The following is a 16,069-nucleotide window of genomic DNA, read 5'->3' as shown; positions in this document are numbered from 1 at the left end:
CTTAGCCTCGGCCGGGCCGCTTCGCCACACGCGGCAGCAGCCCTCCCGCGACGCTCGCCTGGTCGATCGCCAGGTCGATGAGGGCGGCCCGGCTGGAGTCATCGGACGAGATTCCGGCGGAGGGCCCCATGTCGACCCGGATCGTGCCTTGAAGGATGGCTCGCCCAGATCGGCTCGATGGGATCGCGACTCGGGGCCTCGTGGCGGCGCTCTTTCCCAGGCCTTTCGCGCCCGGAATCGCGCTCGGGGCCGCAGACGAGGTGACGATCCCCGGGTCCCAGGCGAGCCGCGGAGTCGAAGACAAGGATACCCGCTGGTGGGCGCTGGGTGCCGCCGCGACCTTCATGAAGCGATCGGCGTCGGTGTTGATCCGGGTCAGGTTCGAGGTCGTGAACTCGCGGCGGACGGTCCCCGGCGACAGGTACTCATACATGACCGAGCCGGGATCGTCGCTCTCACCGAGCCCCAGGACGTGCCCCAGTTCGTGGATCGCCAGGGTCATGAAGTCGAACTGATCCGGGCCGGTCTGAGCCGGATCGAGGGACGTGGCGTAGTTCCAGCCATCCACGAAATAGACGTCGTTCTGGGCCGTCGTGTAACCGATCACACCGTCATCAGCCCCGCCCGCGGGTGTCGTGGTCGCGAAGTGGAGCATGACGTCGGCGGTCGTGGCGTCTCCGGCCCACGAGAGATTCACCCCGAAGGCCGCAAGGGCCTGGTTCACGTAAGACATCGCGGCGCCCAGATCGGCGAGCTTGGCGGGATCGAGGCCCGCCCCGGTGTCGTCCACTGCCGCCAGCGTCAGCACCGGGGCGGTGATCCAGTTGAAGGTGGAGACGGTCATCGACGGTGCCGATCCGCTTGCCAACTGATAGGCGCCGGTGGCACCGGTGAGAGTCAACGTGCTGACGATCAGGCTACTGCTTGCCGCTCCGGTCCCTCCGACCTGGGTGCTGCCGCTCAGGCTGAGGGCCGCGGCGGGGGCGTAGATGGTCCCCCCTCCGAGCTGGGCCGCGGCCGCGCCGCTGAGCGACATGGGGCGGGTATTGTCGCGGGACTGGAAGATCGAGACGCCCGCATAGGTGCCGGAGGTCGGCGGCGTCAGGTTGATGGTGCCGCTGCCGCCGAGCGCGAACGAGCCGAACGTGCTCCCCGACCCGCCGTTGTAGTTGCTCCCGGCATTGTAGATGAACACACCGGAACCCGTGACGGAGCCCGCGCCGCTGACGCTGAAGCCGCCGCCCGTGATCACGTAGGTCCCCGCCTGCATGGTCAGCTTGCCGCTGCCGGCGACCGTGATCGACGGGTAGATCCCCGGCGAGATCGTCACGACCGAGTTCGCGGCGACGTTCACGGCCGCCTTCGTCGCCAGGCCGGTGGCGGAGGGGACCGGCAGGCCGGCGAGCGGATCGGCCGGGCGGCTCGTGAGCCTGGTCGGGGTGACGCTGAAGCCGGAGCTCCCGGAGACCGACGTCCCGCCGTACACGCCGATGGACGCCGCGTTCAGCCTCGAGGCGCCCGAGAGCACGACGGACGTCGACGAGCTCGAGGCGACCTGGATTGTCCCCGGCACGGTGACCACCGAGCTTCCCGAGACGCTGATCGCCGCGGAGGCCGTCGCGTTCAGCACGTAGATCGACGCCTGGCTGTTGACGGCGAAGCTCGCGCTCGAGCCGTTGAAATCCCCCGAGGTGCTCGTGAACGTCAGGAGGATGGAATGGACACCCGCCCCCAGGGGGATCGAGGGGGTGATCGTGGCCTTTCCCGTGGCGTCGACCGGGGCCGACCCCAGGGCGGTCATGGTGGTGCTGTCGTAGAAGGAGACGCTCCCGGTCGGGATCCCCGCGGCCGAGGTGATCGTCGCGATGAGGCTGGAGCCGCCGAATGCCACCCCCGAGCTCGAGCCGGTCACCGACGTCGAGGCCGGGTTGATCGCGTAATTCGCCGAGGCCGATCCCGGGGTGTAGAGGCCCGAACCGGCGTAGCTGGCCTTCACCGTGTACGACCCGACATGAACGGGCGCCGCGATCGGCGTGGTCGAGCCCTGAAGGTAATAGCTGTATGCGACGCCCTGCGTGGTCGCTGTCCCGTTCACGGTCGTGACCGGCGAGCCCCCATACGCGGAGCCGCTGTACGAGGCGCTGGTGGCCGTCACGCTGACGACGGAGACCGTCTGGTTGATCGTGAAACTCGTCGAGGCGTGCCCCACCAGGCCGTTGTGGCCGGTCGCGGAGAGGGTGATCACGTAGGCGCCGGCCACCGTGGGCTGGAAGGTGAAGCTCGAGAGGTTGGTGACCGGGTTCCCCGGGATCGCGTATGCGGCCCCATCCTTCGTCACCGTCCACGAGTACGACAGGCCGAAGGCCGCCTCGGCCTGGCTAGCCACGCTCACCGAGCTTCCCAGGGTGACCGGCACGCCGGCCGCCCAGGAGGACGGGACGCCGAGGATCGATGGCACGGGAGCGATACCCGAGACGACCGCGGTCAGCGTCGCGGAGCCTTGCATTCCATAGACGTCCGTGACGCCGACCGAGACGGTATAGGAGCCGGCCAGGCTGTAGGCGTGAGAGGCCAGGGGGAGCGTCCCCGCGGACGAGATCGGGTACGACGAGAACGTGCTGTCGCCCCAGTTCACCAGGAGCGTGCCCTGGCCGAGGGCCAGTCCGGGACCGGCCACGGATCCGAGCGCGAACGTCGAAATCCTCCCCTGCGTCGCCGCCAGGCTGCCGGCCGTCGGAGACACCACGGGCGCGACGTCCACGACGTTGACGACCGCCGTCGTCTGGCCGGAGACCCCTTCGGCGTCCTCCGAGCTGAGCGTGATCGCGTACAGCCCCACGCCGTTGGTGGTCAGATTCAGCCCGGAACCGTAATAGGGGCCATAGGTCATCCCCGCGTACGCGACGGTCCAGGTGTTGAAGAAGCCGGCGCCTTGAAGGGGACCCGTCGCGGCCGTGACGGACGCCCCCAGCGAGAGCGTCGATCCGACGACCGCCGTGGCGTTGGCGGGGAGCCCGGTGATGGCGACCGTCGGCGGGACGGCGGTGACATCGACCGAGCGGGTGACCTCCAGGCCCTCGAAGCCGCGCGAGTCCACGGCCGAGAGGTGGATGACGTACGTCCCGGCCTGCCCGGGCGTGAAGGCGAACGAGGAGGGCGACGTGCTCAGCGTGCCGGTCGAGGTGCTCGCATAGGTCACGCCTCCCCGCGTGGCGGTCCACTTGTAGTAGTAGCCCAGGGCGGTCGCGGCGGCCGTCGCGCTGGACGCCGTGCCCTGGAAGGTCAGGGCCGTCCCCTCCGGACTGGACGAGCCGGTCGGTCCGCCCGAAAGGACCGCCGTCGGTGCCACGCCGATCCCGATGATCTGCTGGGATGCCGCCGCGATCGCATGGCCGTTCGCATCGAGCAGGCGGAGCGTCACGTTGTACGAGCCGACGTCCTGGAGCGTGTAGGTGAAGCTCGATCCGCCGACGGCCGGCCCGGCCGTCCCGGCGCCGACCGCGATCGTCCAGGCCAGGCTCGAGCCGGCCGGGGCATTCTTGGTCAGCGAGGAGAGCGAGAACGACGACCCCTCGGCCACGTAGCCGTTCGCGGGAACCCCAAGGATCTGCACGCTGGGGGCGGCTACCAGGACCGTGACCACGCTCACGGACTGCTGCCCGAACGCATCCGTGGCGGCCAGGCTGATCGTGTAGGTCCCCGAGGCGCCCGGCGTGAAGACGAAGCTCGGGCTGGAGCCCGTCGCCTCGGGACCATTCGCCCCGTCGAGGGTCGCGGTCCACGCATAGGTCGTCGCGCCGGTGGCGGTCAGTGTGATCGGAGTTCCGATGGTGTCGAGGATCGGACCGACGACGGGCGAGTTGCCCAGGGAGATGCCGACGACCAGCGGTGTGCCGATCGTCCTGGTCGTCCTCGCGGACCGGCTGAGCCCGAGACCATCGGTCACGGTGAGCGTCACCGCGTAAACTCCCGGAGCCGAGGTCGGCAGGCTGTACGAGAGGGGTGTGGCCGCGGTCGAGCTCAGCTCGCCCGCGTCGAATGACTGCGAAGTGTCCGCGATGGACTGCCCGTTACTGGTCGTGACGTGCCAGACCACGCTGTAAGAGAGCGACGCGTTGGCGGCGATGAAGGAACCGGAGAATCCTCCGGCAACCGCCTGGACGCTGAGCGCGGAGGGCAGGGGGGCGATCGTTGCCGCCCCGGAGCCGGCCACGACCTTGTCCCCCGGGGCCACGGCCATCAGGTCGTTCGCCGAGCTGCCGATCAGCGTGTCGATGCCCGAACCGCCGATGAGCGTGTCTCCGCTCATCGATCCCGGATCGCTGCCGGGGATTAGCTCCTCGAGCGCACTCAGGCCGCTCCCCGCCCCGGAGGCCGCGAAACTGTAGGCGAACAGCTCGTAGCGGCCGACGGCCGAATTGAGGGCGATGTTGAACTCATTGACGGGGACGTAATTCTTGACCTGGATGTAGTAGGTCCCGGTGTAGGGCATGGTCACGTCGTACAGGACCGAGTCCGGATCCTGGAACGAGTCGTCGTTGCTGGCGACGGCACCGCTGGCGAACGGGACGAACGTGCCATTGGCGAACGAGCCGTAAGGGACGATCGTGTGGCCGTCCGCCTCCAGGATGGTCAGCACCGGATCGATGACCTGCGTCCCGTTGCGCGTGAGCGTCTGCGAGAAGACCGAGAAGTTGAAGAGCTGCCCGGCGGTCGCCGTGAAGGAATAGTAGTCGACGTGGCTGGTCCCATCGTCCGCCAGGGTGATGGCCGCATTCACGTCGACCGCGGCGACCTGGAACGCCTTGCCGACGTTCTGCCCCACCAGGAGCGTGTTCGGGACCGCCACGGGCGTCAGCGTCAGGGCCTGCGCGGTGGGAACCGAGTTGTTGGCGCCGGAAGCCTCGACGACCGTGGTCCCCGAGTCCGCGAACGCGAGCTTCACCGCCTCGCGCTCGCCGAAGAACGTGACGCGGGTGGCGTCGTAGAGCGACGTGCCCACCGAGGCCGGAGAGCCCATGACGTGGTAGGCGGTCTCGGTTGCACCGGAGGGGCCGCCATAGCCCGGATAGAATCCATCCAGGTTCGGGTCGGCCAGGAGCGTGAGCGATACCCCCGAACCGATGGCGCCGAAGGCATCCTCGTGGAGCAGGCCGCTGAGGTGGCCGAGCTCGTGAGCCGCGATGGTCGCCGACATGTTGATGATATTCTGCGTGGTCGCCGCCGGCAGGCCGGCGACGCCGACGAGGCCGGGGAACTGGAGGAACTTGCTGATGTCGACGGTCGCCGAGCCGGTCAGGTCCAGGTTCCTCCAGTCCAGCGCCGTCGCCTCGCCGCCGAGGTACGTGCCGGCCGGCACGTTGAAGTCGATCTCGGCATACGTGCCGCCCTGCGGGACCGACTGCGTGAAGACGAAACTGAAGGCGCCGTAGATCGCGGCGATTCGCGCCTGGATCGCGTCCCGGACCGTCTGGGAGGTGTAGTCCACGGCACCCGGGCGGAAGTTCAGGTAGACCACCTGGGTCGCCGCGCCCTGGACCGTGGCCCCGCCGCCTCGGCCGTCGAGATAGTCGGCACCACCGTTGCCGATCAGGGTGTCGCCCTCGCCGTTCCCCAGGATCCGGTCCGCGTAGGCGGTCCCCACGACCCGCGTGACGGCGGACGGATTCGTGATCGTCAGGGTGAGCACGCCCGGGGCCACGGCCTGCGGGGTCGTCTTCTCGAGGTCGAGCGTGATGCCGGCCGAGAACTGCGAGAAGTCCAGGGTCTCGCCGGAATCGCTGACGTCGTCGATCGTGACGGTCCCGGATGCGTCGGGACCGAAGTAATACGAGTCGTGACCGGCCCCGCCGACGAGCGAGTCCGCGCCCGAGCCGGCGACGAGCGAGTCCGCGCCCGAGCCGGCGAGGATGGTGCTGGCCCCGGCCCCGCCGATGAGCTTGACCCCCCTGGTTGTCTGCGAAGCGTCCAGCAGGAACTGGCCGTTGCCGAGCGAGATCACCACATGGCCGACGCCGTCGATCGTCTCCGATTGGTGGCCGGGGACCACCAGCGAGGTGTCGGTCAGGGTGGCCGTCTGGGTGGTCCCGTTGTTCGACGGCACCTGCTCGATCAGCCAGCTCGCGGCATTCCCGCGGATGATGTCCGATCCGCCGCCCCCTCGGAGCGTGGCCGGACCGGATCCCGCGACCAGCGAGTCATTCCCGGTCCCGCCGTAGATGATGCTGGTGCCGCCGCCGCCGACGATGGTGGCATTGCCGCTCCCCCCGACCAGCGAGGACGTGCCAGTCGTCGAGCCGTAGATGATGGAGTTTCCGCCGCCGCCCACGACGGTCGCGTTCCCCGCCCCGCCCACGACCGAGGTCCTGCCGGAGGTGCTCCCGTAGATGATGGAGTTTCCGCCGCCGCCCACGACGGTCGTGTTCCCCGATCCGCCGACGACCGAGGTCGTGCCCGACGTCGAGCCGTAGGTGATCGAGTTGCCGCCGCCGCCGACGACCGTCGCGTTGCCGGACCCGCCGACGACCGAGGTCGTGCCCGATGTCGAGCCGTAGATGATGGAGTTGCCGCCGCCTCCCACCACGGTCGCGTTGCCGGACCCGCCGACGACCGAGGTCGTGCCCGATGTCGAGCCGTAGATGATGGAGTTTCCGCCGCCGCCCACGACGGTCGCGTTCCCCGCCCCGCCGACGACGGAGGTGGTGCCCGATGTCGAGCCGTAGATGATCGAGTTCCCGCCGCCGCCGATGACCGTCGCGTTCCCCGCCCCGCCGACGACCGAGGTCGTTCCGGAAGTGCTCCCGTAGGTGATGGAGTTTCCGCCACCGCCCACGACGGTCGCGTTGCCTGACCCGCCGACGACCGAGGTGGTGCCGGAGGTGCTCCCGTAGATGATCGAGTTTCCGCCGCCGCCCACGACGGTCGCGCTCCCCGATCCGCCGACGACCGAGGTGGTGCCCGCTGTCGAGCCGTAGGTGATCGAGTTACCGCCGCCGCCGATGACCGTCGCGTTCCCCGCCCCGCCGACGACGGAGGTGGTGCCCGATGTCGAGCCGTAGATGATGGAGTTCCCGCCGCCGCCGATGACCGTCGCGTTGCCCGATCCGCCGACGACCGAGGTGGTGCCTGCGGTCGTCCCGTAGATGATCGAGTTTCCGCCACCGCCGACGACCGTCGCGTTGCCGGATCCGCCGACGACCGAGGTGGTGCCTGCGGTCGTCCCGTAGATGATTGAGTTTCCGCCGCCTCCCACCACGGTCGCGTTGCCGGACCCGCCGATGATGGTGGAATTCCCGGTGGTGCCGGCGAAGAGCCGGGCATTGCCTGTGCCGCCGATGAGCGTCGAGGCGACGCCGTTCGCGGCGTAGAGGGTGACGTTGCCCGATCCCGCGATCGCCTTCTGGAAGGTGCCGGAGGCGAGCTGGATCACGTCGCCCCCCGAGTCGACGACCTGGGGGGTCGTCAGGCCCAGGTCCAGGGTGACGTCCTGGGGCGTCTGCGAGAGGTCGATCGTGTTCAGCCCCGTCGAGCCCTGGAGCACCGGGTCGTCGCCCGTGAGGACCAGGACGAACGTGGTGGGGCCCGTGGTGCCGATCAGCGTGTCCTTGCCGCGAGCGCTCACGAGGGTGTCGTCCCCCGAGCCCGCGACCAGCGTGTTCGACCCGCCGGGGGTGCTGACGAGCGCGGCCGGCTGGGTCAGGCTGGGATCGATCGTCACGCGGTTGCCCGTGCTCGCGGTGTAGAAGACGACGAAGTTCCCGGGGGTGAACGTCCCCACGGGCTGCGCGTCGACCGTCACGGTGACCTGGCCACCGCCGGCACCCAGGAGGACGATTGTGTGGCCCGGCGTCGAGGGACCGATCAGCAACGAGGCGGTGACCTGTGAGGTCGCGCCGACGTCATCGCCGACGCTCGCGGAGACGACATAGGTCCCGCCGGTCGACGTCGCAAAGTCCTTGGGATTGAACAGGAAGACCGGCTGATTGGCCCCGGCCACCGCGATCCCGTTGACCGACCACTGGTAGGTGTGGGGATCGAGAGTCCCCGGGTCGGTCACCACGGCCTGGAGGGGCACCAGGGACGAGGCGTCGGGGGGGGCGAGCGCCTGGATCGCGATCGACGGGGTGACGTTCGCGACCGTCACGGAACGGGACAGGGTCGCGGCCTGTCCGTGGTCGTTCGTGACCGTCACGACGATCGGGTACGACCCGGCCGCCACGCCGGTCGGGTTGTTCAGATAGCGATGCGTCCCCGAGAAGGAGAAGACGCCCGGGTTGAGCGCGACGGTCGAGACGGACCCCGCTCCGTCTCCCCAGTCGATCGTCACGATGTGGGACGCCTGCGGATAGGGGTCGACAATCGAGCCGGTCAGCGAGATCGAGTCGTTCTCGTGGATCGAGGTCGCGGTTTGCGTGAGTCCCGACACGGAGATCGGCGGGGCGACCACGTTGATCGAGGTGACGAGCTGGCCGGTCGAACCGCCGGCATCGAAGGGCGTGCTGGTGGTGAGCGGGACCAGGGGGGCGGTGGGAGGCATCGCGGCCGGATTGGGCGCGTCGACCGCACTGACCGTGATCGCGGCCGGCAATCCGCCGGGCAGGACCGAGAGATACGTATGCGACGCGGAAAAGGTCGTGACGCCCGCCGCCAGGTTCAGGGTCGTCGGTGCGGAGCCGTCCCCCCAGTTCAGGGCGATGGTGACCGGGTTGAACGCGGCGTCCGTCACCGTCCCGGAGACCAGGAGCGGAGTGCCCGCGGCGATGCTGGCGGGGAGGGCACTCAGGGTCAAGAGCAGCGGGACGCGGTTGATCGTGAGCGCCCTGGTCGTGCTCTCGATCCCGCCGTGACCGTCGTTGACGGTGAGCGTGACGACGTAGGTGCCGTCGTAGGCATAGGCGTGAGACGAGGTCAGGCCGATGCCCGTCGTGTGGTCGCCATAGTCCCAGGAATAGGTGAGCGGATACGAATCCGGGCTGATCGATCCGGTTGCGTCGAAGGTGATCGGCTGGCCGACGTTGAACGACGTGCCCGGCGTCGCCCCGATTCGGGCGATCATGGTGGCCGAGGGCGGATTGTCCTCCGCGAGATCGAAGCTGAACTCGGAGGTGTTGCCGGCCGCGTCGGTCGCCGTCGCCGATATGATCGATCCCAACCCCAGCGCCGGGGCGTTGAACGTGAACTGGGCGCCGCCGGACACGCCCGTCGTGACCACGACCGTTCCCAGGTAGATCTGCCCCTGGCCATAGGCCGGCAAGATCACGCCCGGGTTGGAATAGAGGTCGACGTAGACCGTGGTGCCCGGTGCCGTGTTGAGGTCCCCGGTGATCCGCGTGCCGTTGGCCGCGGAGTAGGTCACGGAGGTCAGGACCGGGTAGTTCTGGGAGAGGTTCGGCCCGGCCCCCGCACCCCCGAGGACGTTCTGGGAAGGCACGCCGGACGTCCCCAACTCGATGCCCAGCCCGCCGTTCCCGAAGATCGCGTTCCCTCGGATCGCGTTGCCCGTGCCGCTGATCACCTGGACGCCGTCGGCCGTGTTGTAGGCGATCGTGTTCGGTAGATTCGCGGTCACACCGCCGATCGTGTTCCCAGTCCCCGTTATCGAGACGCCATTCGTGTTGGCCGCCGAGACGGTACCCGTCGCATCGGTGCCGATCAAGTTCCCCTGGATGCGATTGTTGTTGCTGTTCAGGAGGATTCCCGTCCCCGCCGAGCCGCCGAAATGGCCGATGACGAGATCCTGGACCGTGCTGCCGTCCGAGCCGGTCGAGAACCAGAGGCCGGGGACGGCCCCCGCCGACGTGCCGTCGAGGCGGATTAGCGGAGAGCCGATGTAACCCGGCTGAGAACTCCCGTCGATCGTCACGGGATGCGTGATCGCGGGGAGGCCGGAGAGCGGCGAGATGGTCTGGACCCCGGCGCCCGCGATCCCGAAATCGACCTCCTCGGCCCCGGTGCTGGAGTTCGCGTAGAGGATCGCCTGCCGGAGCGAACCGGCGCCGGCGTCGTTCGTGTTGGTCACGGCCAGGCCCGACGCCGAGATGACCACGTCGTTGCCGTCGCCGCCGGTGTAGCTGATCGTGAAGAATCGCCGGTCGAAGACGAACCGGGCCCCCTGGGCCAGGCCGGCGAACGTCCCCGAAATCGGCGAGGCCCCGTTGTTGTCCAGGATCTGATAGGAATTCCCGAGGGAGGGGAGGTAGCCGGCGAGGAGGACCGGATTCAGCGTGCCCCCCAGGGTGACGTTCCCCGTGATGATCAGGCGATCGAAGTCCGGCGTGACGGGATTCGTGCCCTGGACCTGCTCGAGCAACGTGCCGGTCTGGACGTAGTTGCCGTTGATCGTCAGGATGCCGGGAGAGTTGCCGGGGCTGACGGTCCCCTGGTTGGTCACCGATCCGACCGAGCCACTCCCTCCCAGGGTGCCGGCCGCGGAAACCAGGACCGGGCCCGCGAGGCTGCCGTTGACCAGCAGCGCCCCCCCGTTGATGGTCGTCGTGCCGGTGTAGGTGTTCGCCCCCGCAAGGGTCGTGCTGCCGGTCGTGGTCTGGGTCAGCCCGTTTCCTCCGGCGAGGATCGCGCTGATGGTTCCGCCTTGGGTCTGGATGGTGTTCGTGCTCGTGAGCACCCCCGTCGATCCGGTGATGCTGCCGCTTGTCAGCGTGACGGTGTCCACCGTCTCGCTGAAGGTGCCCAGCGAGAACGTCCCGCCATTGACGTTGAGGCTCGCGGCGTCGTTGATGCGGTTGGAGCCGCCGAGGGTGAAGGTCCCTCCGTCCAGCTCGAGCGTCCCACCGCCGCCCGGGTTGAGGCCGCCCGGGCCAATCGTGATCGAACCGGCCACGAACAGGAACTGGCTGGAGGAGCCGCCGCTCGTGGAACTCAGGAGCGTGCCGGAAACGATGAGAGGATTGCCGCTGGCACCGATCCCGCCGGTGCCGGCGGTCAGGAAGACCGACCCCGCGCCCGCGATGACGTCGATCGCCCCGGTTGTGGACGTGATGGCGTGGGTGCCGGAGGTCCAGAGCTGCACGCTGCCGCCCGCCGAATTGATGACGCCCGAGCCGACGAAGCTCAGGTCACCGCCAACACCGGACTGGAGGATCATGTCGGTGGGCGAGGATCGGTTGATGGCCGCACTGACCGTGATCGCGCCGCTCGTCGAGCTGCCGATATAGAGCATGCCGGCCGTGATCGCCGACAGCTCCGCGGCCGAGAGGCCGAGCGTCGGGGTTCCCGAGAGGACGTCCGCGCCGCCGAGGTTGATCGGGGTGCCCGTCGCATTGTCCACGATCGTCACCGGCCCGGTCCCGGCCGAGACGCTGGCGCCGGAGGCGATATTCAGCGAATCCGCCGTCAGCGAGATGGATCCGCCGCCGGGATTCGTCACGTAAGCGGGCAACCCAGCCCCGCCGATCGAGATGCCGTAGGCGGAGGTGGAACCAACACCCTGGACGAAGACCGGACCGCCCGAGGACGTGATCGCGCCGTACTGGCTCACCTCCACGCCGCTGCCGTTGGCCCCGATGCCCCCCCCATAGCCGGTCACACTCACGGAGTTTCCCCCGCTGGTCGTGATCAATGCCGTGTTCGGTCCGCCGGACCCATTGACCACGACCCCTTGCCAGGTGCCGGCGCCGAAGCCGACCACCTGCACGTTCCCACCGCCAGAGCTGATCTGAGAGACGTCCGCGGAGATGGACACGACGTAGACGCCGATGCCGGAGGTCGTGGCCATCCCCTGGACCAGGACCGTGTTCCCGGACGTCGCCCCGGTGATCTGGCCGCCCTGGAAGAGGAGGACGCCATAGCTCTGGTGGCCGTTGCCGGTTACCGTCACCGACCCGCCCGAGGAGCTTACGACGGCCGTGCCCCCGAACGTGCCGAAGATCTCCACGCCAGAGCCGCCGGTGCCGCCCCCCGCCGTGCCGGTGATGCCGAGTATCCCGGTCCCCCCGACATGGACGTCTGCCCCGCCGTTGATGTTCACCCCGCTGCCGCCGGCCGTCCCGCCCACCGCCTGAATGCTGAGGTTCCCACTCGCCGTCGTGATACTCCCCAGGGCGTTCACCGTCAGGCCGTCGAAGGTCCCGGCCGTGGTGCCGGCCTGATTCGCCTGCAGCGTCACCGTCCCTGAGCCGCCCGTGGAGATGCCGGCGTTGATGGTCGTCGCCCCGGACGATGTGAGCGAAAGCGTCGAGTTGTTCCCGGCGATGGTGGACACGGCGCCGCTGATCATCAGGTCGCCGGTCTGGTTGATGGTCACGTCCGTCGAGGCGCCGGTGGCATTCTGGGTGATGCCAATCACGGATAGCGTTGCGGCGGTATTGTCCAGCCTGATGGGGCCGCTCGTCGCGTTGAAGGCGCTGAAGCCTCCCACCGAGTTTGCGCCGGCTCCGCTCAGGAGGATGCCGGTGACGGCGGAAACGGTGAGCGTACCCGTGGTGCTGAATCGGCCGGCGCCCGTTTCCGAGAGGCCGTTGCTCGTGGTTGCGTTGATGGCGCCCGACGACGAGCTGACCGTGCCCTGGATGGAGATCACGCCGTTGCTGGCCGTGAGACTCACGGAGTGTGCCCCGGGCGCGATCACCGCGGTCCCTGGATTGACGACGAGTCCGCTGACCAGGGCGGTTATCGAGACGTCGCCGGCGTTGGACATGACCGTCCCCGTCCCCGTGACGAGGACGCCGTTGCCGCCGTTACCCGTGCCGGTGACGTTCACCGTGCCGGTTCCACCCGCCGTGATCAGGTTGTTGACGATCACGCCGGCATTGCTCGCCCCGCCCCCGGCCCCGCCACCGACCCCGGTCACGATCACGTCGCCGCCGGACGAAGTGACGGTGCCGAGGACCTGAATGCCCCAGTTGTTGTTCGTGTTGACCCCGCCGCCGGTCCCCTGGACGGTGACCTTGCCCGTTCCGCCCGCGGTAACCAGGACGCCCGTGTTGACCACGACGCCGATGTTCGCCGCGCTGGCCCCGAATCCCCCGGCCGTGCCGATGATCGAGACGTCGCCGCCGCCGGACGTCACGACGAAGCCACTCCCCGAGATCACGACTCCTTCCTGGCCGGCATTCGTCGCGGTCCCGCCGGTCCCCTGGATGGTGACCGTGCCCGTGCCGCCCGTCGTGATGACCCTCCCACCTCCCTGGACGATTACACCCCTGCCGCCGACAGCGCTGCTACCTGCCGTCCCCCGGACGAGCACGCTCCCCGTGCCGCTCTGGAGCGTCGGGCCGTTGATGAAGACACCGTCGAAGGTCCCCGACGTTACCCCGGCCTGGTTGGCAATCACGCTCAGATCGCCCGAGCCCCCCGCGGTCACCGCCCCGGTGAACGTCATCCCCGCGGTCGACGTCAGGCTGATGGCACCGTTGGCCGCGGCCGTGGTCGAGATGGCGGCGGTGACGGAGAGACTCCCGGTCTGGTCGATCGTCACATCCGAGCCGCCGGCCGTGCCGCTCTGGTCGATCCCGGTGATGGTCAGGGTCGTTGACGTGTTGGTCAGGCTGATGGCGCCGCTGGTGGTGTTGGAGGCGTGGAAGGTGCCGACCGCGGCGACGACGGAGGTGCCGATCGCGGAAGACGTTGTCAGCGTGCCGGTGGTGCTCAGGTTAGAGACGTCGATGTCGCGTGCTGACGTGATGTTGATGGCGCCCGATCCGCTGCTGACGCTGGCGCCGACGTAGATTCGCCCGCTAGCAGCCACCGTGGAGGTGAGCGTCACGGAGTGGGAGCCGGACGCGCTGATGATACCCGAGTCGAGAGTGATGCCCTCGTCCCCCGGAATACCCCCGTCGCCGGTGATCGAGATGTCGCCGCCATTCGTCGAGAGAAGGGTCGAGGCGTCGATCATGTAGATGCCGGAGTTGTAGCCACCGGAGCCGCCACCGCCGACCCCCTGGACCGTGATCGTGCCGCTTCCACCGGCACTCACCTGGGCGCCGTTGTTGAGGTTCACCCCGTTGCTGTAGTCCGATGAGCCGATGCCACGGCCGGTGCCGGTCAATACGATGTTGCCGCCACCGGTCGTCAGGGACGTCCCGGCATCGGTCACGTAGACGCCGAAGTTCCCGCGACCGCTCGAAAGGCCGCCGGTCCCGTCGAGCGTTATCTTCCCGGTACCGCCCGTGATTCGGACCAGGGCCCCGGCGCCGATCATCACCCCGGCGTTGTGGTCGCCGGTATCTCCGCCCGTCCCCTGGAACGATACGTTGCCCGCGGTGCTTTCGATGATCGCCCCGGGGACATTGGCGAGGATGCCGGTGAAGTTGCCCGGGGTCGTTCCGGCCAGGTTGGCGGTCAGCGTCACCGAGCCCGCACCGCCCGCGATGATGCTCGAGTTCACGGTCATGGCGCCGGTCGACCCGAGGCTGATGCCTCCGTTCGCGGCGGCGGTCGTGGCGACCGCGCCGTCGATGGACAGGGCACCGGTCTGAATGACCGTCATGTCGGAGCCCGCCACCGAGCCGGCCTGCGTGACTCCGATGATCGACAGGGTCGCCGAGCTGTTCGTCAGCCGGATCGCGCCGCTCGAGGTGTTGGACGCACTGAAGGAGGTGATCGAATTCCCGCCCCCGCTGAGGTCGATCCCCGAGCTGGCACCGGCGATGACGTTGGCCACGGTGACGCCGGCGGACTGGGTGATGGAACCGTTCGTGCTCGAGAGGTTCAGCGTGCCCGAGCCGCTGATTGGGTTCGAGACGTTGATGCCGTTGAAGAAGTCGTAGATGAGCGTGCCGTTATCGACGACCGGCCCGGATCCCAGGCTCCCCGTCGAGCCGCCGTTGCCGACCTGGAGCGTACCGGCGGAGATCGTGGTGCCGCCGCTGTACGTGTTGGTCCCGGTGAGGACCTGGCTCCCCCCCCCGATCGTCAACGCCGTGGTGGCCGACCCGCCATCCTGGATGTTGCCGTCGAAGGTGCCGTTACCGTTGATGGTGAGGGTCGCGGGTGTGCTCGTCCCATTGTTCGCCACGGTCCCGGAACCGAAGAGGCCGCCGTTGATGGTGACGCTGTTGCCGCGGAGGTCCAGGAACCCGAGGACGCTGACATCGCCCGTGAACGTGCCGGCGACCCGGACGATATCGCCCGCAGAGATCACGACCGCCGTGCCCGAATTGACCAGATCCGCACTCTGGTCGGCCTTCACCCCGACCAGATTGTTCTGCAGCCAGTTGATGAACCCCGAATCGTCGAAGAACACGCCACCGCTCGCGTTGCCGCTGATGACGTTCGCATCCGCGGCGGTCGCGCCGCCGATCGTGTTGAGTGCGGAATTGGTGAGATACACGCCATACCCGTTCGCGACCGCGGACGTGCCCGCCGCATCCGTGCCGATGTAGTTCCCCAACAGACTGTTCGACGAGGCCGAGCTGAGGTAGACACCATAGGTGTTGCCGCTGATGACGTTCCGCTGGGCCGCCGTGGTGCCGCCGATCACATTGGAAGAGCTCGTGGCGAAGATACCCACCGCGTTCCCCGCCGCGGACGTTCCAGTCGCGTTGATGCCGATCCAGTTGCCCTCGACGACGTTGCTTCCGCTGGCCAGAACGATCGCGTCCGCGCTGAAGTTGGCGATGCCGAGGCCCCGGACCGTGCTCCCATCCGACCCGACCCCCAGCACCAGCCCATTGCTCCCGCCAGCCGACGAGCCGTCGATCCGGATCAGCGGCGTACCGACGAAACCGGGCTGAGTCGTCCCATCGATGGTGACGGTGTCGGTGAGGGCAGGGAGGCTCGACAGCGGGGAGATCGTCTGGAGCCCGGAACCGATCGAGAAGTCGATCGTGTCGGCCCCCCCGGAGCTGTTGGCGTCGGTGATCGCCTGGCGGAGCGATCCGGCCCCGGCGTCCCCCGTGTTCGTCACGAGGAAGACGGCCATCAGTCGCCGATCTTCGAGGCTTTGCATCCATGGTGTGAAGGCGAGCGCCCGTCGGTGTCGAGCCGAGGCACGCCGTACTTTGGGGCTCTCGTTACGGAATGAGCCGCGCGCACGGCTTGAGTTCGACATGGATGAAGGCTCCTGGTGCGACGACATTGTCCACTTCGGGGCGCAGGACGGCGGTCGATG

The 16,069-nt window shown here is 68.6% G+C and carries 1 protein-coding gene; it reads right to left on the bottom strand.

The genetic code is table 11. The features are described 5' to 3' along the window. Position 1: 1 nt before the first annotated feature. Positions 2-15,880 (bottom strand): PKD domain-containing protein, encoded by a 15,879-nt coding sequence (locus G6O54_RS01025; RefSeq protein ID WP_165219276.1) that lies wholly within the window; start codon positions 15,878-15,880, stop codon positions 2-4. Between the last annotated feature and the right edge of the window lie 189 nt (positions 15,881-16,069).

Source organism: Aquisphaera insulae (assembly GCF_011064615.1).
In the GTDB taxonomy this organism is placed as follows: domain Bacteria; phylum Planctomycetota; class Planctomycetia; order Isosphaerales; family Isosphaeraceae; genus Aquisphaera; species Aquisphaera insulae.
The sequence above is the reverse complement of the archived record's forward strand: the minus strand, read 5'-3'. Positions and strand labels throughout refer to the sequence as shown.

Bases quoted from the DNA above. Each gene is read 5' to 3' on its own strand.
- G6O54_RS01025 (WP_165219276.1), bottom strand. From the start codon at position 15,880: ATGGCCGTCTTCCTCGTGACGAACACGGGGGACGCCGGGGCCGGATCG.